Source organism: Bacillus sp. CGMCC 1.16607, assembly GCF_042683745.1.
Classification (GTDB): domain Bacteria; phylum Bacillota; class Bacilli; order Bacillales; family Cytobacillaceae; genus Pseudoneobacillus.
Map to the genome: position 1 here is coordinate 1 of NZ_JBHUJX010000012.1, position 21,933 is coordinate 21,933.

The following is a 21,933-nucleotide window of genomic DNA, read 5'->3' on the forward strand; positions in this document are numbered from 1 at the left end:
CCTTTAATATCTTCAATTTTTCCTCTACAGGATAAGCCCTTTTAGACAAAATAAATACTCCCCTTGAGTAAACAGATTTTTATTTTTTAATCTGTCTACTTAAAGGGGAGCATATCATCGGAGCGGAGGGTGTTTTTTAATGCATTGCCACTTTTTAAGATATCATAGGTATTTTTGTACCTTACTCTTAATACAAATAGTATGAATAAATGAATAACAGGGGAGGCTTTGGCATGAATGGGAATGAACACATACACCCTGATACTGGAGTTACATCTGGTTTGTTTATAACTCGCTCATTAAATGAAATTCGTTTCTGGTCAAGGATCATGAAAGAACATTCTTTATTTCTTCGTTTAGGCTTTAGGGCGGAGGATACGAAATTAATCGAAGAAGCTAATCAATTTTATCGGTTATTTGAACACATCGAACAGCGTGCTCATGCATTTAATGATCAAACAGATCCTGAAGTGATAAGAAGATTTAATTCTGAAGTACAGCAAGCTGCTACGAATATCTTTGCATTTAAACGTAAAGTGTTAGGTTTAATCCTCACTTGTAAATTGCCAGGTGCCAATAATTTTCCGTTGCTAGTAGATCATACGAGTAGGGAAGCTAATTACTTTAGAAAACGCTTAATCGAATTAAATGAAGGGAAATTGAAACCACTTCCAGATGCAATTATTAAAGAAAATGTCTTTTTCTTAAGGATTATGGCTGACCACGCGAAATTTATTGGCCATCTTTTAGATCCTTCGGAAAGAAAGTTAGTAGATATGGCGCAAAATTTTAGTCATGATTTTGATCAATTAATGTACCAAGCAATCGATTTAGAATCAATGAAGCCACAATCTCAAACTGTTCCATTATTAGACCAATTCCTTGATCAAAATCGTGTGTCGGTCGTTTCCTTAAGGGACTTTAAGAAAACAGCACGCGATTTAATCGAACAATGTAAAATTAAGAGCATTATTCATCCTTTATTGGCGGACCATGTTTTCCGTGAAGCTGATCGTTTTCTTGAAATCATTGATATGTTTGATGCTCATCTCACAAGCGTTACCCCTCAAACAAGAATGTAAATAGTAAAAGAATGCCATCTGATTGGAAATAATTTTTCCGGAAGGTGGTATTTTTTTATTTGTAAAGGCTGATTTCGTATACTTTGTTGCTCTTGAACAGGTAGAGTGGTTGATTTCCACTCCAGGATGCTCGCTTTCCGCGGGGCGGGCGGTGAGCCTCCTCGGCGCTTTTCGCGCCTGTGGGGTCTCACCTGTCCCGCTGCTCCCGCAGGAGTCTCGCACCTTCCGTTCCAATCAACCTCTTTATTATTTGTTTGCTTTTTCCAAAAACAACATCCTTTTAGAAAGCTTTTTTTTATTAAGTAAGTTGCATTTAAAGTATTATATATTTTTAATAATCTGAGTTGATTGTAGCGGAGGGCACTTGACTCCTGCGGGAAAAAGAGGGAAGTGGGAGACCCCACAGGCGGTACGCCGAGGAGGCTCCCATCCCTGCCCGCAGCGGAAATTAACGGACTAACTTTTTCGTCTATAAACAACAATCTATGCGAAAAGAGCCTTTGTAAATGAAATGGATGACAAACTTTCATAAGAAAATAGCAGGATTTATTGTTATCGAGAGAGAAATAACAAGATAATCGTAAGTAGAGCGGAACTCTGATATATTTTCAGATAGAAAAGGAGATAGAATGTTAAATCTACGATATAAATGGAAACCGTTTTTGAAGTATGGTCAAATTTTTGATGTAGAAAAAAACAAAGTCATATATCGCCAAGGAGAAACAGGTCGTGGAATTTACTATTTAAGTAAAGGGGAGATAAAGATTAATCTTCTTTCAGATAAAGGAGATGAAAGAATTATCAATGTTGTGCCACCAGGCATGCTATTTGGCGAGCATGGAATCGGGCAGGAACCTTATTTGACTGGAGCAGTCAGTACTCGCCCTTCTGTCATTTATCGCTTCTCTGATGAAGATATCTCACAAATATGCAAAGAACATCCAGAAGCAGCTACGATTTATACTAATTCTCTTATTTATAAATTTAGAACGCTTGCTGAAATTATCTCTTTAATCGATAGTCCTGTTGAGCAACAAATGGCGTATTATTTACTTAAACTTTATCATGAAAATGGGAATGTTCCAATGAATCAAACATCTCTCGCTAAATACATTGGAACATCACGAATAACGGTGAATAAAGTGATTCAAAAGTGGAAGCAGGAGTCCTTTATCGAGCTAAGTAATCGGCAAATTATCATTAAAGACATGGAGAAGATCAAGACACTTGCAAATTATTTATAAGAATTATAAATTAGTTCACGTCCAGCTCCAGCGCCTAGCCCCGACGTACAGGAAGTAATAGTGTCGACAATGCGACAGGACGTCGCGCTTTTGTCGACCTCGAGGTCAAATGGCGCCCCAAAGATGAGGTTAAAAAGCAAACCTCCTCTTCGGGTCGGCATTTGCTTGTCGGGGCTGAACAAGGCACTTCCGCTTTTGTTCATCCAATCAGATTTCTTAAGAAATCTGGTTTTTTTATGTAATATTTTCGATTATCAATTTCAATAATACCAAAATCTTGCCACTTCTTTAATATTTTGTAGATGGTAATTCTTGTCAGACCAGTACAGCTTGCCAAGTCTTGTTGATTTAGAGGGACTTCGTAATTTTTAAATTCATTACAAACATTGTGTAGGAGTAAAGCGATTTTTTGCTCAGATGTAAGCGTATCCAAATTGATCCGATCTAAAAGAATCCGCATTTTGTGTATAACGGTTCGTGAAAATAATCTGAATAGTTCTGGATGAAGGGTAATGAGCTGGTTAAATTCCTCACAGGAGAAGTGGTAAAGGACGGAATCCTTTACAGCAATAGCGGTAGTAAAATGTGTATTTTGATCCAATGCTTGTACGCCTAGAAGTTGGTTTGGTACGACAATATTTAAAATTCTTTCTTTTCCAATAGCAGTAGAAGTAACAATTCTAACTAAACCTTTATGAAGAAAATAAAACTCATTTCCTTTCATACCTTGCGAGTAGATCGTTTCCTTTCCTTTGAAAAATTTCCTCTTTCCATATTTTAAATAATTCTCCCAATTGTAAGCACTTTCATACACAGTAACCAAACGAGTACCTCCTAATGAATTAATTGGATGTATTTGCTTAGGTTGTAAATGTTTGAATATGTATTACCACTATTAGCATAGTTTAAACCTAATTAAAATACCACTACATAATTTGATTATTTAGACTTTTGTGAATTTTATTGTAATTTACGTTAATTACCTTACAGTTTTGTAAAGAATTCAGTATTACAATTCAGTTAGAATTTTCAAATACTTATTCTGTGGGAGGGATTGTATGGGAATCCGAACAGGAGCTCAATACATGGAAGCAGTTAAATTACGTAAGCCTGAGGTATGGTTGTCTGGTAGAAAAGTGACTAATTTATACGACGAGATGGTATTTCAGCAGCCTATACATGAAATAGCAAAGCTATATGATATGCAGCATGATCCAAAATACCAAGAGAAGATTACTCATGTTTGTGAAGAAACAGGAGAAAGAGTAAACAATGCGTTCTTAGTTCCTCGCAGTTATGATGATTTACAACGACGAAGAGCTGTGTTTGAAGCATTTGCTGAGGCGACATTTGGATTAATGGGTCGAACACCTGATTTTTTAAATGTTGTTGTCACCTCTATGTACTATAATTCATGGTTTTTTGAAAAATACAATAAGGATTGGGCAGTAAATATCCGAAATTATTATAAGTATCTCCGTGACAATGATTTATTTTTAACTCATGCCATTATTAATCCCCAAAATGACCGTAGCAAGACGTCACATGAGCAGAATGATACTTATACGCATTTAGGGGCAGTGAAAGAGACACCAGAAGGATTAGTGGTAAGAGGAGCTAAAATGCTAGCAACCTTGGCTCCAATTACTGATGAGGTCATTATTTATTCCTTCCCGGGGTTTGCTCCTGGTGATGAAAAGTATGCATTAGCCTTTGCGATTCCAATTGAAACGCCAGGTCTTCGTATTATTTGTCGCGAACCGATGCAGGATGGTACCCGTTCTTTATTTGATCATCCACTTGCTTCAAGGTTTGAAGAAATGGATGCTTTGTTAGTTTTTGACGATGTGGTTGTTCCTTGGGATCGGATTTTCTTATACAACAACGTAGAGGCGGCAAATAAGCTATACCCAATGACTGGAGCAGGGCAGCAACCAGCCCATCAGTCAGGTGTAAGAGGATTAGTAAAGCTACAGTTTGCGACTGAAGTGGCGATGAAACTCGCTGATACGATTGGAGTAGATGGGTTTTTAAATGTTCAAAATGATTTAGGTGAATTAATACAGTCAGTTGAATCAATAAGAGCGTTGCTACGTGTAGCGGAATATGAGCATACGATGACGGAATACGGTGAGGCAATGCCAGATTATGTCGCACTTGAAACGATTCGAGGATTACTTCCGAAAATGTATCCGAGGGCAATCGAAGTGATGCAAATTGTTGGAGCAGGTGGTTTATTAATGTCACCAACAGGTGCAGATTTCAGGCATGAAGAATTAAGAGAAGAAATAGATAAGTATTATGTAGGTAGAGCTGGGGTTACATCTTTAGAACGAGTGAGTATTTTTAAGCTTGCATGGGATTTATGTGGTGAAGCTTTTGGACAAAGATTATTACAATATGAGCGCTATTATACTGGGGATCCAATCCGGAAGAGGGCTATCTTCTTCAATAACTATAAACGTGAACGATCACTAGACTTAGTAAATGATGCTTTAAAAGTAAGTGTTTTAGATAATGCAGTAATGAATAAATAGGTTGCTATTTTGGAAGATGTAAAAATATTTAAGGTTAGGAGGAAGTTGAAATGAAACTTTTAGGGATATCAGGTACGATTATTGGCTATAAAACTGGAATCGTCGTAAAAAAAGTACTAGATGAAGTGAAGAGAAAGAACCCAGATATCGAGGTAGAGTATTTAGATATGATGGATTACGACGTTCAATTTTGTGATGGCCGTGACCCTTTAACGTATTCAGATGACACAAGGAAGGTAATCGAAATCGTTTCATCGGCTGATTTCTATATTATTGGGACACCGATTTTTCAAGGGTCAATAACGGGGGTCTTGAAAAATTTATTTGATTTAATTCACCCAAATAATTTCAGAAATAAAGTGATGGGATTTGTCGCAAACGGCGGTACATTCCAACATTATTTAGTTATTGAAAACCAATTAAAACCGATTGCAGGCTTTTTCAGAGCGTATGTTGCACCTGGTTATGTATACGCACAAACGAGTCATTTTAATCAAGAAAATGAATTGGTAGATCCAGAAGTGCTTGATCGAATTACGAATCTAGCAGATGAAGTGGTTCATATGCAAAAAGCATTAAAAAAAAATCATGTTAATGTTTTAGATTAAAAGATTTTCAAAATTGAAGGGAGTTATTGAAGCGATGAAAACACAATTCTTACCTATCAATCTAATGAAATTTATTGAAGAGAACAAGGATCAGTTAAAACCACCTGTAAATAACAAACTTGTTTGGAAGGATGCAGAATTAATGGTGATGCTCCTAGGTGGTCCAAATAAAAGACGTGATTTCCATGTAGACCCATCAGAAGAAATATTTTATCAAGTGAAGGGAAGCTGTTATGTTGAAGTGATTAATAGCGAAGGAAAACGTGAAGTAGTGGAAGTAAAAGAGGGAGAGATGTTCTTACTTCCAGCTAATGTACCCCATTCCCCACACAGGGTAGCAGATACGATTGGCTTAGTGATTGAACGTAATCGGGCGGAGGGAGAATTGGAGGACTTCGTTTGGTTTTGCGATGCTTGTGATCATGAAATGCACAAAGTTACCATTCAATTAACGAATATTGAAGTTCAGGTTAAGGAAGCAATTGCTGGATTTAATGGTAGTTTAGAACTTAGAACGTGTAAACATTGTGGAAATGTTATGCCTGAAGAAGCGAGTGAATGGCAATGCGAGTAGATTTTCACACTCATATTATTCCCGAAGATTTTACAGAACTGACGAAGCACTTAAAAGGGGAAAGATGGCCTACCCTCGAGAGAACTTGCGCCTGCGGGGCTAATATTATGGTCGCTGGTAAGGTGTTTCGAGAGGTGACTGATCAGGTGTGGAGCCCAGAAAAGCGGATTCATGATATGGAAAGGGAACGTGTCGATATTCAAGTTTTGTCGCCTATTCCTGTTACGTTCTCTTATTGGGCGCCTGCTGAAGAAGCAGAAATACTAGCAAGGATACAAAATGATTTTATTGCTGAGACAGTTATGCATGATCCTACAAAATTCATTGGATTAGGTACAGTACCCTTACAAAATGTAAATGTTGCTATTCGGGAAATGGACCGTTGTATCAATGAATTAGGGTTAAAAGGTATCGAAATCGGAACAAATGTAAACGGTGTCAATTTGGATGACCCAACCTTTATCGAATTTTTTGAGATGGCCGTGAAATGGGATGTTCCTCTTTTTATCCACCCATGGGAAACATTAGGGAAAGAACGAATGCCAAGACATAATTTAATGTATACAGTCGGCATGCCTAGTGAAACGGCTTTGGCGGGTGCAAGCTTAATTCTAGGTGGGGTAATGGATAAATTCCCTAATTTAAAAATATGTTTTGCACATGGTGGAGGGGCTTTACCTTACTTACTTCCCCGACTTGATCAAGGGTGGAAGGTTTGGCCACATTTACGATTATTAGAACAGCCACCGAGTTATTATGCAAAGAAATTTTATTATGATTCTTTAGTCAATGAGCCTATTAATCTTCAATATTTAATTCAAAATTTTGGACATGAGAAAATTATCATGGGTTCAGACTATCCATTCTTGTTAAGAGAAGTTCCACCAGGAAAAGTAATTGATGACACACTTGGACTTTCAATTCAGCAAACAGAAGCGATGCTTGGATTAAATGCGCTACGTTTCTTAAACATACCGATCAAAGAAGGGGTGAAAGGATGAGGAATGATACTCTTACTCCTGAAGAAAGGTTAGTAGAACTGGGTTTAAATTTACCATCTCTACGAACAGCAGCCGGCAATTATGTCAGTTGTGTTCGGACGGGTAACCTCATTTTTACTGCAGGTCAAGGAACGGATGAATACCGAGGAAGATTAGGTGAAGATGTAACAATTGAAGTGGGTTATGAAGCCGCCAAACAATGCACGTTAAATTTATTAACTGTTGTAAAACAAGAAATTGGGGAACTAAGTAAAGTCAAACGAATTGTTAAAATACTTGGCTTTGTCAATAGTACAGCTGATTTCACCGACCAGCCTAAAGTAATGAATGGTGCTTCCGATTTACTCGTACAAGTTTTTGGAGAAAGAGGCAAGCATGGAAGATCCGCGGTTGGAATGGCTCAGCTACCAAATAATAATGCGGTTGAGGTGGAAATGGTTCTAGAGGTAGAGGAGTAGGAGGGAAACCAGTGTATGAGTCAGATGCAACAACAAATGATTAAGGATTCAAAGCTTTTTATTAATGGTGAATATAAAGATTCCGTTACTGGAGAAACTTTTGACACAATAGATCCCTCGACGAATCGTAAGCTTGCTTCTGTAGCAAAAGCAAATGAAGAGGACACGAAACTTGCGATTGAGGTTGCCCATCGTACATTCGAAAGCGGAATATGGAGCGAAATGCCCGTTGCTGAGAGGTCCCGAATCCTTTGCAAAATGTCAGATCTCGTTTTGGAACGAGTGGATAAACTTTCATTAGTAGAGACATTGGATGTGGGTAAACCGATAAAAGAAAGTCGGGGATTTGATATCCCAAGAGCTGCTGCAAATTTAAGATTCTTTGCAGAAATGGCTAATTATATCCATCATGAACATTATGATCATTCGAAATATATGTCATATTCGAAATATTCACCAGCAGGTGTAACAAGCTTAATCATCCCATGGAATCTGCCTTTTATGCAAATGACTTGGAAGGTTTCAGCCGCATTGGCTGCCGGAAATACGGTAGTTGTAAAGCCAGCATCCTATACTCCACTTAGTGCTGTGATGCTTGGAGAAATTGCAAATGAAGCAGGACTTCCACCAGGTGCTTTAAATATAATTTCTGGACCTGGGGGAACGGTCGGTACAACGATGTGTACGGACTCTCGTGTGCGCAGAATCTCATTTGTTGGAGATAGTTCAACAGGAAAAACGGTGATGAGGAATGCTGCTTCACAATTAATCCCGGTTTCACTTGAATTAGGAGGTAAATCAGCCAATATTGTCTTTGAAGATGCTGATTTAGATGAAGCAGTTGCTGGTTCCATTGAAGCCATTTTTCGAAATCAAGGAGAAATTTGTTTAGCAGGCTCCCGATTATTGGTGCAATCGAGTATCTATGATGCATTCCTTGAAAAATTTGTTACAGCAGTGAAAAAAATCAAGGTTGGAGATCCATTAAATGAAGAAACAGATATGGGTGCACTTGTTACTAAAGATCATTTAGAAACGGTGGATCAGTATGTTCAAATTGGGTTGTCAGAAGGGGCGAAGCTTGCTGTCGGTGGGAAGAAAGTGCAGGAGCTTAGCGGAGGAAACTTCTATGAGCCAACTGTTTTATATGATGTAGACAATAAATGGAGAGTCGCACAGGAAGAAATCTTTGGTCCAGTATTGGTCGTTATTCCATTTAAAACGGAAGAAGAAGCGATTAAATTAGCGAATGATTCCATGTATGGACTTGCCGGAGTTGTCTGGACGAATGATCTCCGTCGTGCCCATCGAGTCGCTTCACGGATTAACTCTGGACTATTTTGGATTAATTGCTGGTACTTCAGGGATTTAAGAACTCCATTTGGAGGTTCAAAAGATAGTGGAATTGGGCGTGAAGGTGGTCGTCATAGCTTTGAATTTTATACAGAATCGAAGACGATCACTATGAAGTTATAAAGAGTGCTTAGTCACTCTTTATTTGCTTAAAACGAGTGCAAAGGAGCGGAGGCTATGAGTCTATTAAAGGAAATTGCGGACGAACTTTTAGAAGCGGAAATAAGCAAAAAAGCAATTGCGCCACTAACTCAGAAATATTCTGAATTAAATGTGTCAGATGCTTATCAGATTCAGCTAGAAGTGACGAAAAAAAAGCTCGATGATGGACGGTCGATTATAGGAAAAAAAGTCGGATTAACGAGCATGGCGATGCAACAAATGTTGGGAGTTAATGAACCTGATTATGGTCATCTCCTAGATGATATGCAGGTTCCAGATGGGGGAAGTGTAAAAATTAGTGATATGTTAAGCCCGAAAATCGAAGCGGAAATCGGCTTTATTCTTGGAAAGGATTTAAAAGGCCCAAATGTGACCTTTTTAGATGTATTAATGGCTACACAGTACATTGTTCCTGCGCTTGAAATTATTGATAGTCGTATTGAAGATTGGAAAATTAAATTAGTAGATACGGTAGCTGACAATGGTTCATCAGCAAAAGTAGTAGTAGGGAATAAATTATGTACGATTGATGGAGTGGATTTGCGTAGTATCGGGATGGTTCTATACAACAATGGTGAAATGGTCTCTACAGGATCTGGCGCCGCTGCATTAGGACATCCTGCACATGCAATTGCTTGGTTAGCCAATAAATTGCACGAGTTTGACATCACTCTTAAAGCAGGAGAGCTCATACTTCCTGGTTCCCTTTCAGCAGCCTTTACCGTGAAGGAAGGCGATTGCATTTCTGCTCACTTCGGCCAATTAGGCTCTGTTTCAGTATCTTTTGAGTAAAGAGGTGTATTCATATGAGTAAAATAAAAGCTGCTATTATAGGTTCGGGAAATATTGGCACTGATTTGATGTATAAGCTTGAACGAAGTGAATTAATAGAGTTAACAGCAATGATAGGTATCGATCCCAAATCAGATGGATTAAAAAGAGCCTATGAAATGGGCTATTTATCATTTTCGAATGGGATCAAAGCATTGATTGATCATCCGGAAATGGCAGACATTGTTTTTGATGCCACTTCAGCAAATACGCATGTAAAACATGCTGAAATTCTTGAAGGATTAGGGAAAACAATTATAGATTTAACACCGGCTGCAATCGGGCCATTTGTATGCCCAGCCGTTTCCTTAACGTCCCATTTAATACATTCAAATGTGAATTTAATTACATGTGGCGGTCAAGCAACAATCCCGATTGTTCATGCTGTCAATAAAGTAGCAGACGTTACATACGCCGAGATCGTCGCAACGATTTCTAGTAAAAGTGCTGGACCAGGGACAAGGGCGAATATTGATGAATTTACAATAACAACAAAAAGAGGGATTGAAGAAGTTGGCGGTGCTGATGAAGGTAAAGCGATCATCATTCTTAATCCAGCAGAACCACCGATACTTATGCGCGACACGATATATTGTGAAGTGAAGAATTTGAATAAAGAAGCGATTGTGAAGTCGATTGAGGAAATGGTTAATACTGTAAAGCAATATGTTCCTGGTTATCGACTAAAACAAGAGCCTTTATTCGAAGAAAATCGTGTGACGGTCTTTTTAGAGGTAGAAGGTGCAGGTGATTATTTTCCTGTTTACGCTGGGAATTTAGACATCATGACCGCAGCAGCACTTCGTGTGGCTGAGGATTTTGCTCGGGCAATGCTTGTTAAGAAAAATGTTAATCCTGTTAGTTAGAAGGGCAAGGTGTATACAAATGGATCGTAAGAATGACAAGTCAATAAAAATAACGGAAGTTTGTTTGCGTGATGGGAGTCATGTCCTTGCTCATCAATATACAGAAGCTCAAATTCGTGAAATTGTACGGGCATTAGATGACGCAGGAATGCATTATATTGAAGTAAGTCATGGGGATGGACTAGGAGGCTCAACTCTTCAATATGGAAAATCATTAGTTAATGAAATGAAGCTTATCGAAGCAGCTGTAAATGAAAGTAAACAATCAAAAATTGCTGTTTTACTTCTTCCCGGAATTGGGACGGTTCATGAATTAAAACAAGCTCATCAGCTAGGTGCAAAATTAGTGCGGGTAGCAACCCATGTGACGGAAGCAGATGTATCCGCGCAACATATAAACAAAGCACGTGAATTAGGAATGGAAACAATTGGCTTTCTCATGATGGCCCATATGGTTCCAACAGAAAAATTAGTAGAACAAGCTAAACTAATGGAAAGCTATGGTGCTGAAGCGGTATATGTAACAGATTCTGCTGGTGCACTATTACCATATCAAGTTCGTGAAAGAATTTCTGCACTAAGAAATTCTTTACAAATTGAAGTTGGCTTCCATGCACATAATAATTTATCACTTGCCGTTGCGAATACACTAATCGCAATTGAAGAAGGGGCAACTAGAATAGATGGGAGTGTAAGATGTCTTGGCGCAGGAGCAGGAAATGCGCAGACAGAGGTTCTACTTTCTGTATTGGATCGAATGGGAATAAATTTAGGTATTGATATTTATCAAATGATGGATCTTGCCGAAAATATCGTTGGCCCACTCCTTCCACGCCCACAGGAAATAAATAAAGGAAGTCTTGTTCTTGGTTATGCTGGTGTTTATTCTAGCTTTCTTCTTCATGCAGAACGGGCAAGTAAGCGCTTTGGAGTAGACCCAAGAGATATATTAATAGAATTAGGGAAAATGAGGGTCATCGGTGGACAAGAAGATATGATTCTTGATGTAGCAGCTAAATTGGCGAAAACTCACGATGTGGGGGTGTAAAGAATGACGTTAACACAGGGTAGGGACTTAGAAATAGTCGATTACTTGTATTTCGCAGAAAAAGAACAACGTGAAGTTGTAAAGGTCACGGATCAATATCCAGATTTAAGCTTTCACGAAGCCTATTTGATTCAAGAAAAACTGATTCAACGAAGGGAAAAAGATGGAGCAAGACGCATCGGTTTGAAGCTTGGTCTAACAAGTAAGGCAAAGCAGCAAATGATGGGTGTCCATGAAGCGATTTATGGATACTTAACAGATGATATGCTTGCCCTCGAATGGGAACCGATTAAATTTAGTCAGCTTATCCATCCAAAGGCTGAACCAGAAATTGCCTTTTTTATGAAAGAAGATTTACAAGGGACAAATATTACCGCTCAGGATGTGATTCAAGCAACTCATTACGTTGCCCCAGCTATTGAAATCATCGATAGCCGCTATTTAAATTTTAAATTCACTTTGGCAGATGTTATTGCCGATAATTGTTCTTCTGCCAAGTTTGTGATTGGTAGTAAATGGATATCGCCAGATGATTTAGATTTAGCTCAACTCGGTATGGTGATGTCGAAAAATGGAACGGTATCCCAAGTTGGAGCCAGTGCAGCCGTTTTAGGACACCCTGCAACGTCAGTAGCCTGGGCAGTGAATAAGTTAGGTGAGATTGGTAAAGGGATTAAAAAAGGGGATCTCATCTTAAGTGGAGCGATCTCAGAAGCAATTAGCTTCGAGCCAAATGATACGATTCAAGTGCAATTCCAAGAATTAGGTAGTGTTTCTTTTACATGTAAATAAAAAGTGAAGTGTTTCAATCTGAAATGAAGATGATTTTTGTCGTGTAGACACTAAATTGATAGTTTTTGAATATTCAAAATAGAGTGATAAAAGTCACGATAAATGTTAACTGCTTAACACATATTGTCCAATATAGGGATTATAATCCGAGTAAGAGATAACAAAAAGGAGGTATGGCTTTATTTATTGGTAACGCTTTCATAGTAAAAAGGATTTCTAAACTAGTGAATAAGGGGTGTTAAAAAATTGAAAAAGATTAAAAAATGGGGTATTGCCTTTTTAACAACGGCTCTTCTTCTTGCAACTGCTGCTTGTAATCAAAACACTTCCTCAGAATCCTCTGACTCGAAAGATCCAAAAGTAGAAGCGGGAAAGTCGTATCAATTTAAGTTAGCTCATATTACACCTACGGACCATATGTGGCATAAAGCTGCTGAAAAGTTTAAAGAGGAATTAAATACTCGTTCTGATGGACGGATGAAATTAGAAATTTATCCTGCTAGTCAACTAGGTACGGAAGCTGATATGGTTCAACAAATCTCGGCGGGATCTGTTGACTTTGGTTTTATTACAGCAGCCTATTTAAGTTCAAGAGCACCAGCATTCACTGCATGGTTTGCACCATATGCTTTTCCTGATTTAGAAAGCGCTAATGCCGCGCGTGATACAGAAGTTGCTAAAAAAATTCTAGGTACTTTAGATGATCAAGGGATTCATGGGTTAGATTACCTTTTCGCTGGAAATCGTGTCATGTTATTTAAAGATCGTGAGGTATTGAAACCAGAAGATATGAAGGGTTTAAGATTCCGTGTAACACCGAGCCCTCCATTACAAGATTTCTATAAGTCACTTGGAGCTTCACCTGAATCACTTCCGCTTCCAGAGGTGTATGCAGCAATACAAACCGGTGTCATCGATGGAATGGATATGGATTTAGATGCAACGATTACAAATAAATATTCCGAAGTAGCTAAATACGGTGCGGTAACTAATCATATGGTTTGGCCAGCTGTTGCAATGATGAACAAGGACGCTTATGAAAAAATGTCCGAGGAAGATCAGCAAATCATTGATGAATCGATTAAAGCAGCTGCAGAGTTTGCTGTAACAACACGTTCCGCACAAGAAGAAGAATTTAAGAAGACACTTAGTGATGAAGGTATGAAAATATATGAAATTGATAAATCGTTATTTGATCCTTACATTAAACAATTTGATGAAAAATATGGGCCAACAGACCCGTTAATCCAGGAGTTTATGGATACATTCCGTAAATAATCTGTTTGGGGGTTAAATATGAAGTATGTTAGTGATATCATAGCCAGTTTCGAAAAGAAACTGGTTATGGTCCTCATGTTTGCAATGGCAATTGTCGTCGCGTTGGGAGTTTTTTTTCGCTATGTATTAAATAACCCATTATTTTGGGCAGGAGAAGTTTCTATTTTTCTATTAATTTATATCACATTTCTAGGAGGTAGCTTAGGACTTAAGTATAAGATGCAAGCTTCGGTCACGATTTTTACAGATTACTTACCTGGAAATTGGAAAAAAATAATTGATGTTGTTGGACATCTATTCATGTTAGTGTTTATGGCTATTATTCTTTTCTATTGTTTTAAATGGATTAGTTCACCAAATGTTGCCTTTCAAAAGTCCAGTGCACTTCTTTTACCTATGTGGATTCCATATTCGATTATTCCAATTGGATTTTCATTTGCGACGATTCATATTACAAATAATCTCCTAAACATTTTTTGGGGAGGAGAGACAAAATGATGATTTTAGTAGTACTAGCTTTTATCGTGTTTTTACTATTGGGGATTCCCATTTCATTAGTTCTCGGTATGACGACAATTGTATATTTCTTAACAACAGGAAATACAATATTACTTGATTCAACACCACAAAGACTTTACTCAGGGATGGAGAATTACGGTTTACTAGCTATTCCTTTGTTTATGTTAACAGGTGAATTAATGAATAGTGGTGGGATTACGAATCGTTTAGTTAAATTTACTAGAGTACTAGTTGGGCATGTTCGTGGTGGTCTTGCCTATGTAACGGTCATTGCCAATATGTTCCTAGCTTCGATATTAGGATCTGCCAATGCGCAAGCAGCGATGATGAGTAAAGTAATGGTTCCGGAAATGGAGAAGGAAGGGTATACGAGAGATTTTGCTTCGGCGTTAACACTCGCTTCGTCTATCGTCGCACCCATCATACCTCCAAGTATGATCTTTATCATTTATGGTACTCTGTCGGGGACATCTATTGGTGCGATGTTCATGGCTGGTATTATCCCAGGGATTATTTTCGGAATGGGTTTCATTGGTTTAATTGCTTATATGGGTTATAAAAATAATTTTCCGAAAAGTGAGAAATCGAATTTAGACCAAATCTGGAAATCGTTTATTGGGGTACTGCCAGCTCTATTAGTACCAGTTATTATTACGGTTGGGATTTTAAGTGGTGCTTTTACAGCAACTGAGTCAGCAGGAATTGCAAGCGTAGTTGCTTTTGTAGTAGGGATGTTTTTTTATAAAGAATTAAAGTGGAAAAAGCTGCCGTCTATTTTAGTAAACACAGTAACTGGAACAGCAACGGTAACTTTTTTAATAGCTATGGCGAATCTGTTTGGTTGGATGATTGCTTTTGAACAAATTCCGCAGTTGATTGCCAATTCAATGCTTTCTATTTCAGATAATCCATTTGTTTTCTTATTGCTTGTCAATCTTTTCTTACTTTTAATTGGGACGCTTATTGATGGAATCGCAGCACTTATTATTTTAGTCCCCGTGTTCATGCCGTTAGTAACAGCTTTTCAAATTGATCCGATCCATTTCGGAGTCATCATTTGTATTAATCTAACCATTGGCTTGTTAACGCCACCAGTTGGAACGGGGTTATTCATTGTATCTTCAATTGCCGAAATTAGATTTGAACGACTAGTAAAGGCGATTTTGCCAATGCTTCTACTTGGAATTGCCATCTTGTTCATTATTACTTATTGGGAAAAATCTACTTTATTTATTCCTAATTTGTTAGGGTACTAAAATTGGGTTTGGAGGAGTTAGATGCCGATTATACAAGTTCAAATCCTCGAAGGTAGAACGGATGAGCAAGTTCAAGAGCTGATTAGAAATTTGACAGAGTCGACGGTAAAGAGTTTGCAGGTCAGCAAAGAACAGGTACGGGTCATCGTGACTGTCGTTCCCAAAAAGTATTGGGGTGTAGGTGGTATTACGAAAGGATGATATCGCTAGCTTTTAAGTTATAAAAGTAGAGGAGGATGGAAATGAAGCAAAATGGGGGCTTTCAACAAATTGTGGACCGTGAACAGGGTCTTAACAAAGGGTTAAGCACAGGGCAAATTTCGATGATTGCCATAGGTGGAGCCATTGGAACAGGTTTATTTTTAGGAAGTGGATTTGCCATTGGTCAGGCTGGGCCAAGTGTCATTATCAGTTATGCTATTGGTGCATTTATTGCTTTATTACTAATGGGATGTCTAGCTGAAATGACGATTGCTCATCCTACCTCTGGATCCTTTGGTGCTTTTGCTGAACATTATATAAATCCATGGGCAGGTTATGTTGTTCGCTATTCTTATTGGGCATGTATTGTTGCGGCAGTCGGGGTAGAGGTAACTGCGGTTGCTGTGTATATGTCCTATTGGTTCCCGGCTGTACCAGGTACGATTTGGATTCTCGTATTTTCTGCGATTTTAATATACGTAAATGCAACGAGTGTCAATTTATTTGGTTCCGTTGAATATTGGTTTTCGATGATAAAAATCGTGGCCATCGTTGGGTTTATTTTACTAGGGAGCTATGTGGTCTTTGGTGGAAGCAATTCTGAAATTGGCTTCCAAAACTATACGAACAATGGCGGATTTTTACCAAATGGTTGGTCAGGGATGTGGGTTGCGGTCGTTATCGCCTTATTCAGTTATTTAAGCATCGAAATGATCGCTGTTACAGCTGGAGAAGCAAAAGACCCGCAAACTGCCGTACCGAAAGCATTGAAATCAACTGTATTTCGTTTAATTATTTTCTACCTTCTAACCTTAACTCTTATGCTTGCCATCGTCCCTTGGGCAGGTGCTGGTGTTGAAAAAAGCCCATTCGTTAAAGTAATTGAATTAATCAACATCCCAGGTGCAGCTGGAATTATGAATTTCGTCGTCCTAGTTGCCGCATTATCAGCGATGAATAGTCAGTTGTATATAACGACACGAATGATGTTCTCTTTATCAAGGGCTGGTTATGCTCCGGCACGCTTCGGTAAACTGAATAAGAAAAATGTTCCTGTGTACTCATTAATTCTTTCGACCATTGGTATTGCCATTGCAGCTGTTATTCATGCGATTGTACCCGATCAGGCTTACTTATTAATGATGGGAATATCCATGTTCGGTGCAATGTTTACTTGGTTCATGATTTTTGTCACTCATTACTTCTTCCGTAATAAATACAGTGGTGAGCCAATTCCAATAAAGATGTGGGGCTATCCATATTTAACATTACTTGGGGCACTGCTCATGCTTAGCTTGCTATTTACGACATGGTTTGTTTCATTCTTTAAAATGACACTACTTGTAGGAATCCCGTGGTTGATTTTACTATCACTCGCTTATTACCTACATCAAAAGAAAAATAAACCAGTGGAAAGTGGGATAAATACGAAGTCGGTTTAGAGTGGGAAATCTGGAATACTCTCGTGTAGGAGTAAAGCACTATTTGATAAGTGCGAAATATTCCCGTAAGAAGCAGTTTACTTGCGGATAAGTGCGAAATACTTGCGCAAGAGAGTAGTTTACTTGCGGATAGGTGCGAAATACTTGCGCAAGAGAGCAGTTTACTTGCGGATAAGTGCGAAATACTTGCGCAAGAGAGTAGTTTACTTGCGGATAGGTGCGAAATACTTGCGCAAGAGAGCAGTATACTTGCGGATAGGTGCGAAATACTTGCGTAAGAAGCAGTTTACTTGCAGATAAGTGCGAAATACTTGCGCAAGAGAGTAGTTTACTTGCGGATAGGTGCGAAATACTTGCGCAAGAATGAAGTTTACTTGCGGATATTTACAGAATACTTGCAGTTTGGCCCTACTTACTTGCAAATATCATTTCTATAGAATGTAGAGTTGAAGATTAAACAGTAAAATACACCTTCTCACTGGGCTTTCTTTTTCCAGTCAGAAGGTGTATTTAGTTGTATATAAAAATATTATGTAAACTAATCAATTGTTTCAAACTAAATCACTTCCTATTGACACATAATCAAGTTTTTGATATTTAAATTATATCAAATATTAGCACTCGAACTAAGAGAGTGCTAATATATAAGCATAAGTTCTAATAAGTAAGGAGAGATTAAATTGACAAAACAACAGTTTAAAGCGGAATCAAAAAGGCTACTAGAGATGATGATTAACTCGATTTATTCGAAGCATGAGGTATTTTTAAGAGAGTTAATTTCGAATGCTAGTGATGCAATTGATAAAATTTATTATAAAGCCTTAACCGACGATTCGTTAAACTTTAACAGTGACAATTACTTTATTCGAGTGGAAGCTGACAAGGAAAGCAGAACGCTCAGAATCATCGATACTGGGATTGGAATGACAAAGGAAGAGCTAGAAACAAACCTAGGTACTATTGCAAAGAGTGGTTCTTTAGCATTTAAAAAAGAAAATGAATTGAAAGATGGCTACGATATCATCGGTCAGTTTGGAGTTGGATTCTATGCAGCATTTATGGTTGCGGACGTAGTTACTGTTATTAGTAAAGCATTAGGTAGTGATCAGGCATATAAATGGGAATCCGAAGGTGCTGATGGATATACAATCGAAACAATTGATAAAGATTCAGTTGGCACAGAAATTATTTTAAAAATAAAAGAAAACACAGAAGAAGAAAATTACGATGAATATTTGGAAGAATACCAATTAAAATCCATTATTAAAAAATACTCTGATTTCATTCGCTACCCAATTAAAATGAATGTGACTAACAGAAGGCTGAAAGAGGGCAGTGAAAGTGAATGGGAAGATTATCAAGCAGAACAAATTATTAATAGCATGGTTCCAATCTGGAGAAAGAACAAAAATGAATTAACAACAGAAGACTATGAAAAATTTTATGCAGAAAAGCGCTATGGATTTGATAAGCCACTCAAACATGTTCATATTAGTGTCGATGGAACTGTAAGATATAATTCGATTTTATATATTCCAGAAAAAATGCCTTTTGACTACTATTCTAAGGAATTCGAAAAGGGATTAGAACTTTATTCAAATGGCGTCTTAATTATGAATAAATGTGCCGACTTACTTCCTGACCATTTTAGCTTTGTTAAAGGGATGGTTGATTCGGAGGATTTATCACTAAATATTTCACGTGAGATCTTACAGCATGATCGTCAATTGAAGCTAATTGCCAAAAACATTGGCAAGAAAATTAAGAGTGAATTACTAAGCTTAATGAAAAATGAAAGAGAAAAGTATGAAGAGTTTTACAACTCTTTTGGTAGACAGTTGAAGTATGGAGTATATAGTGATTTTGGAACACATAAAGAAGAATTACAGGACTTATTAATGTTCTATTCTTCAAAAGAGAAGAAAATGGTAACATTAGATGAGTATGTTTCAAGAATGCCAGAGAATCAAAAGTATATATATTATGCTTCAGGAGAGTCGAATGAAAGAATCGAAAGACTGCCACAAACAGAGTTAGTATCTGAAAAAGGCTTTGAGATATTGTATTTCACTGATGATATCGATGAATTTGCGATTCGAATGTTAATGACCTATAAAGAAAAAGAATTTAAATCAGTATCTAGTGGCGACTTAGGTATTGAATCAGAGGAAAATCAATCAGAAACAGATTCTGTTGAAAATGAATATAAAGATCTTTTCGATCAAATGAAGGATATATTATCTGGGAAAGTAAAGGATGTACGTGTTTCCAAACGTTTAAAAACTCACCCAGTCTGCCTAAGCTCAGATGGAGACTTAACGATTGAAATGGAAAAGATCTTAAGTCAAATGCCTGATAACCAGAATATTAAAGCTGACAAAGTATTAGAAATCAATCCAAACCACGAAGTGTTTAAATCTTTAACAAAAGCATTTGAAAATGACAAAGAAAAAGTAAATCTTTACACTCAATTATTATACAACCAAGCTCTACTAATCGAAGGACTACCAATCCAAGATCCAGTCGAATTCACAAATAATATCTGTAAAATAATGGTATAACAAAATAAAGCTTTAACACATTAACGCACTGGGGGTCTGACCCCCAGTGCGTTAATGTGTTAAAGAGTTAGTAATTAGGGAATTCGATTTGTTCAACAAGTTTAGGAAGGTCGATGAATGGGTTCCTATTTCCTTGTATTTGGTATATGGCTTGATTTCGATGCTTTTCACTGAGTGAGACTGGGAACTCTTGGTGCCAGCGAATGAGTAATGGGATATCTATTTGAATTCGAAAGGATTTTTTTATTGATCTTGGATAGCGAATTAGGAAATACAACATCGCTCTAGCGACTATTCCTTTACCGTATTCAGGCTCAAATCTACCTCCAACAGCAATTCCGCAATGATTTTGAATTGGCTCATCAGGTGACTCTGGTTTATAAAAAGTAAAATCAGTATATGGAAAATTGGAACGGGAAATATTACATTTTGGGTTACAAGTAAAAAGATGATGTAAATCACCTTTCATCGGTTCTAATCCCCCAAACCAAGATTGCGGGACAATGTGTTCCGTATTAAGCTTTAATTTCACCTCAAAATCCTTAAGTTGTCTAAATGTCTCAAATTCTTTTTTCTTTATTTTTTGTAGAAACAGTTGGAAGTCATCGTATTTTTGACTTATGATCTCAAAATCGTTCATGATCAAAGATTGTGGATTCCTTTCCTCACCTGAATAAATACTCTTTATCGTACCATCAGGCTGCAAGTCCACCCATGTGTATAAATATAGATCCTTGCTAATAAAATAGGGAATACGGTTTTTATGAGTTTTATTTAGCAGTTCTTTAAATTTGTAAAATAGTTGAATTCTGCTAAGATCAAGGTCAGCGATAGGCTGGTAGTACTGTTTAATATCGAGTTGATTTTGATAATCATTATAATAAAGCTCCTCGTCTTTATGTATTTTTCGTTTGTTTTGTTTTAATAAAGTTATTTGTTTATTTATATTAATGATATTCGAGGACTTTTCCCAAAGATTGTTTTTGTTTTTCAGCTTCTTTGACATATTCATTCTCCTCAGTTATTTCATAAATATGAATCTATTATATCAGTAATCTTTTAAAGGAAAAATAATCTTGAAATATGGAGAGCCAATATAAGGTTTGTACTTTTACGCACTTTATTTTGTAAGGTAAACTTATTCAGTAAGTTCGAAAGTTAAATTAAAAATCATTTTGAAAGTAGGTAGCGAGAATGCAAAGGGAAGCCTATGTTTTATCCGCTTTTACGAAAGATGGAGCTGGGGGAAACCCGGCTGGAGTGGTGCTTGATACGAATGGACTCACAGAAGTAGATATGAGAAATATCGCACGGCAATTAGGGTATTCAGAGACTGCCTTTGTGCTCCCATCCACTCTGGTAGATTATCGAGTCAGATATTTTACCCCTAACGAAGAAGTGGATATTTGTGGACATGCAACGATTGCGACTTTTTCATTATTGCTGCAAAGAAACCTCATTAGTAAATCTACTTATTTGATTGAGACGAGAGCTGGCATCATGAAAGTGATGATCAACGAAAATCAAACTGTTTCTTTACAGCAAAATCGCCCCGAATTTGGACCAGTACTACCTTCAGAAGAAATATTGAATACGTTAGGAATCAACGAAGAGCAGTTGTTGCCATATTTGCCTATTCAATGCGTCTCAACAGGATTGCGAGATATAATTGTTCCAGTAAAAAGTCTATCAATATTAAACGAATTAAAACCGAAATATAAAGCAATTAAAGAAATTTCTAAAAAGTATGATGCAGTTGGATACCATGTTTTTACACTTGAAACAATCAACAGTTCCTCAGCCCATTGTCGAAATTTTGCTCCACTTTATGATATTGACGAGGAAAGTGCAACAGGAACAGCTAGTGCAGCATTAGCTTGTTATTTAGCCAAAAATTTGAAACCACAGACGTATTATCGTTTTGAGCAAGGATATTTGATGGGGCGACCATCAGAAATATTCGTAAATCTATCTTTTTACCAAGAGGAAATCAAGGATATTCAAATAGGTGGTAAGTCTTCTCAATATGAAAAATTTTTGTTTAAAGATGGGTTACTGACTAATCAAAATGAAACTTTCACATTCCCAAAACGTACTAATATATAAAACAGATGATGGGT

The 21,933-nt window shown here is 37.4% G+C and carries 22 protein-coding genes; 20 read left to right on the forward strand and 2 right to left on the reverse strand.

The genetic code is table 11. The annotated features are described in order from the left end of the window. The first annotated feature begins 233 nt into the window (after positions 1–233). From ACFSO7_RS07190 to ACFSO7_RS07200, 3 genes are all read left to right on the forward strand, one after another. Positions 234–1,082, forward strand: a complete 849-nt coding sequence (locus ACFSO7_RS07190; protein WP_377876625.1) for a DUF2935 domain-containing protein — start codon at positions 234–236, stop codon at positions 1,080–1,082. 22 nt (positions 1,083–1,104) lie between these two features. Further along, the gene (locus ACFSO7_RS07195; RefSeq protein ID WP_377876626.1) at positions 1,105–1,425 is read left to right on the forward strand and encodes a hypothetical protein; all 321 of its coding nucleotides are present in this window, start codon (positions 1,105–1,107) and stop codon (positions 1,423–1,425) included. 286 nt (positions 1,426–1,711) lie between these two features. After that, entirely contained in the window at positions 1,712–2,326 is a 615-nt protein-coding gene (locus tag ACFSO7_RS07200; RefSeq protein ID WP_377876627.1) for a Crp/Fnr family transcriptional regulator, read from the forward strand. A gap of 199 nt (positions 2,327–2,525) precedes the next feature. Here ACFSO7_RS07200 and ACFSO7_RS07205 read toward each other — a convergent pair whose 3' ends face one another. Continuing rightward, entirely contained in the window at positions 2,526–3,140 is a 615-nt protein-coding gene (locus tag ACFSO7_RS07205) for a Crp/Fnr family transcriptional regulator (RefSeq protein ID WP_377876959.1), read from the reverse strand. Between the two features lie 244 nt (positions 3,141–3,384). On the opposite strand from ACFSO7_RS07205, the gene ACFSO7_RS07210 reads away from it, so the two are divergent. The 16 genes from ACFSO7_RS07210 (at position 3,385) to htpG (ending at position 19,813) form a co-directional block, all read left to right on the forward strand. Next, positions 3,385–4,863 (forward strand): 4-hydroxyphenylacetate 3-hydroxylase family protein, encoded by a 1,479-nt coding sequence (locus ACFSO7_RS07210; protein ID WP_377876628.1) that lies wholly within the window; start codon positions 3,385–3,387, stop codon positions 4,861–4,863. A 50-nt stretch (positions 4,864–4,913) separates the two neighbouring features. Continuing rightward, entirely contained in the window at positions 4,914–5,471 is a 558-nt protein-coding gene (locus tag ACFSO7_RS07215; RefSeq protein WP_377876629.1) for an NADPH-dependent FMN reductase, read from the forward strand. A 34-nt stretch (positions 5,472–5,505) separates the two neighbouring features. Then, on the forward strand, positions 5,506–6,045 hold the full coding sequence (locus ACFSO7_RS07220; protein WP_377876630.1) for a 3-hydroxyanthranilate 3,4-dioxygenase: 540 nt from the start codon (positions 5,506–5,508) through the stop codon (positions 6,043–6,045). After that, a complete protein-coding gene (locus ACFSO7_RS07225; RefSeq protein WP_377876631.1) occupies positions 6,030–7,046 on the forward strand; it encodes an amidohydrolase family protein in 1,017 nt (338 codons plus the stop codon). Before ACFSO7_RS07220 ends, ACFSO7_RS07225 begins: the two co-directional genes overlap by 16 nt. Then, positions 7,043–7,504: a RidA family protein gene (locus ACFSO7_RS07230; RefSeq protein ID WP_377876632.1), complete on the forward strand. Its 462-nt coding sequence runs from the start codon at positions 7,043–7,045 to the stop codon at positions 7,502–7,504. Before ACFSO7_RS07225 ends, ACFSO7_RS07230 begins: the two co-directional genes overlap by 4 nt. 15 nt (positions 7,505–7,519) lie before the next feature. Beyond that, on the forward strand, positions 7,520–8,980 hold the full coding sequence (locus ACFSO7_RS07235) for an aldehyde dehydrogenase (protein WP_377876633.1): 1,461 nt from the start codon (positions 7,520–7,522) through the stop codon (positions 8,978–8,980). 54 nt (positions 8,981–9,034) lie between these two features. Further along, a complete protein-coding gene (locus ACFSO7_RS07240; RefSeq protein ID WP_377876634.1) occupies positions 9,035–9,811 on the forward strand; it encodes a 2-keto-4-pentenoate hydratase in 777 nt (258 codons plus the stop codon). 14 nt (positions 9,812–9,825) lie between these two features. Continuing rightward, the gene (locus ACFSO7_RS07245; RefSeq protein WP_377876635.1) at positions 9,826–10,716 is read left to right on the forward strand and encodes an acetaldehyde dehydrogenase (acetylating); all 891 of its coding nucleotides are present in this window, start codon (positions 9,826–9,828) and stop codon (positions 10,714–10,716) included. A gap of 19 nt (positions 10,717–10,735) precedes the next feature. Then, a complete protein-coding gene (gene dmpG / locus ACFSO7_RS07250; RefSeq protein ID WP_377876636.1) occupies positions 10,736–11,764 on the forward strand; it encodes a 4-hydroxy-2-oxovalerate aldolase in 1,029 nt (342 codons plus the stop codon). 3 nt (positions 11,765–11,767) lie between these two features. Continuing rightward, positions 11,768–12,556, forward strand: a complete 789-nt coding sequence (locus ACFSO7_RS07255; protein WP_377876637.1) for a 2-keto-4-pentenoate hydratase — start codon at positions 11,768–11,770, stop codon at positions 12,554–12,556. Positions 12,557–12,802: 246 nt separating this feature from the next. Beyond that, complete coding sequence (locus tag ACFSO7_RS07260) at positions 12,803–13,834, forward strand: TRAP transporter substrate-binding protein (RefSeq protein WP_377876638.1); 1,032 nt, start codon at positions 12,803–12,805, stop codon at positions 13,832–13,834. 18 nt (positions 13,835–13,852) lie between these two features. Further along, the gene (locus ACFSO7_RS07265) at positions 13,853–14,332 is read left to right on the forward strand and encodes a TRAP transporter small permease (protein WP_377876639.1); all 480 of its coding nucleotides are present in this window, start codon (positions 13,853–13,855) and stop codon (positions 14,330–14,332) included. Next, the gene (locus tag ACFSO7_RS07270) at positions 14,329–15,609 is read left to right on the forward strand and encodes a TRAP transporter large permease (RefSeq protein ID WP_377876640.1); all 1,281 of its coding nucleotides are present in this window, start codon (positions 14,329–14,331) and stop codon (positions 15,607–15,609) included. The genes ACFSO7_RS07265 and ACFSO7_RS07270 overlap by 4 nt, the downstream gene beginning before the upstream one ends. Before the next feature lie 21 nt (positions 15,610–15,630). After that, on the forward strand, positions 15,631–15,810 hold the full coding sequence (locus tag ACFSO7_RS07275) for a 4-oxalocrotonate tautomerase (protein WP_377876641.1): 180 nt from the start codon (positions 15,631–15,633) through the stop codon (positions 15,808–15,810). Between the two features lie 41 nt (positions 15,811–15,851). Continuing rightward, positions 15,852–17,252 (forward strand): amino acid permease, encoded by a 1,401-nt coding sequence (locus tag ACFSO7_RS07280; protein ID WP_377876643.1) that lies wholly within the window; start codon positions 15,852–15,854, stop codon positions 17,250–17,252. Positions 17,253–17,932: 680 nt separating this feature from the next. Continuing rightward, on the forward strand, positions 17,933–19,813 hold the full coding sequence (htpG, locus tag ACFSO7_RS07285; RefSeq protein WP_377876644.1) for a molecular chaperone HtpG: 1,881 nt from the start codon (positions 17,933–17,935) through the stop codon (positions 19,811–19,813). Positions 19,814–19,880: 67 nt separating this feature from the next. Here htpG and ACFSO7_RS07290 read toward each other — a convergent pair whose 3' ends face one another. Continuing rightward, on the reverse strand, positions 19,881–20,819 hold the full coding sequence (locus tag ACFSO7_RS07290; protein WP_377876645.1) for an endonuclease I family protein: 939 nt from the start codon (positions 20,817–20,819) through the stop codon (positions 19,881–19,883). A 188-nt stretch (positions 20,820–21,007) separates the two neighbouring features. On the opposite strand from ACFSO7_RS07290, the gene ACFSO7_RS07295 reads away from it, so the two are divergent. Continuing rightward, positions 21,008–21,919 (forward strand): PhzF family phenazine biosynthesis protein, encoded by a 912-nt coding sequence (locus tag ACFSO7_RS07295; protein WP_377876646.1) that lies wholly within the window; start codon positions 21,008–21,010, stop codon positions 21,917–21,919. The last annotated feature ends 14 nt before the right edge of the window (positions 21,920–21,933 follow it).

Bases quoted from the DNA above. Each gene is read 5' to 3' on its own strand.
- ACFSO7_RS07215 (WP_377876629.1), top strand. From the start codon at position 4,914: ATGAAACTTTTAGGGATATCAGGTACGATTATTGGCTATAAAACTGGA.
- ACFSO7_RS07210 (WP_377876628.1), top strand. From the start codon at position 3,385: ATGGGAATCCGAACAGGAGCTCAATACATGGAAGCAGTTAAATTACGT.
- ACFSO7_RS07270 (WP_377876640.1), top strand. From the start codon at position 14,329: ATGATGATTTTAGTAGTACTAGCTTTTATCGTGTTTTTACTATTGGGG.
- ACFSO7_RS07255 (WP_377876637.1), top strand. From the start codon at position 11,768: ATGACGTTAACACAGGGTAGGGACTTAGAAATAGTCGATTACTTGTAT.
- ACFSO7_RS07220 (WP_377876630.1), top strand. From the start codon at position 5,506: ATGAAAACACAATTCTTACCTATCAATCTAATGAAATTTATTGAAGAG.
- ACFSO7_RS07240 (WP_377876634.1), top strand. From the start codon at position 9,035: ATGAGTCTATTAAAGGAAATTGCGGACGAACTTTTAGAAGCGGAAATA.
- dmpG (WP_377876636.1), top strand. From the start codon at position 10,736: ATGGATCGTAAGAATGACAAGTCAATAAAAATAACGGAAGTTTGTTTG.
- ACFSO7_RS07200 (WP_377876627.1), top strand. From the start codon at position 1,712: ATGTTAAATCTACGATATAAATGGAAACCGTTTTTGAAGTATGGTCAA.
- ACFSO7_RS07280 (WP_377876643.1), top strand. From the start codon at position 15,852: ATGAAGCAAAATGGGGGCTTTCAACAAATTGTGGACCGTGAACAGGGT.
- ACFSO7_RS07225 (WP_377876631.1), top strand. From the start codon at position 6,030: ATGGCAATGCGAGTAGATTTTCACACTCATATTATTCCCGAAGATTTT.
- ACFSO7_RS07190 (WP_377876625.1), top strand. From the start codon at position 234: ATGAATGGGAATGAACACATACACCCTGATACTGGAGTTACATCTGGT.
- ACFSO7_RS07295 (WP_377876646.1), top strand. From the start codon at position 21,008: ATGCAAAGGGAAGCCTATGTTTTATCCGCTTTTACGAAAGATGGAGCT.
- ACFSO7_RS07275 (WP_377876641.1), top strand. From the start codon at position 15,631: ATGCCGATTATACAAGTTCAAATCCTCGAAGGTAGAACGGATGAGCAA.
- ACFSO7_RS07235 (WP_377876633.1), top strand. From the start codon at position 7,520: ATGAGTCAGATGCAACAACAAATGATTAAGGATTCAAAGCTTTTTATT.
- ACFSO7_RS07290 (WP_377876645.1), bottom strand. From the start codon at position 20,819: ATGTCAAAGAAGCTGAAAAACAAAAACAATCTTTGGGAAAAGTCCTCG.
- ACFSO7_RS07245 (WP_377876635.1), top strand. From the start codon at position 9,826: ATGAGTAAAATAAAAGCTGCTATTATAGGTTCGGGAAATATTGGCACT.
- ACFSO7_RS07230 (WP_377876632.1), top strand. From the start codon at position 7,043: ATGAGGAATGATACTCTTACTCCTGAAGAAAGGTTAGTAGAACTGGGT.
- ACFSO7_RS07265 (WP_377876639.1), top strand. From the start codon at position 13,853: ATGAAGTATGTTAGTGATATCATAGCCAGTTTCGAAAAGAAACTGGTT.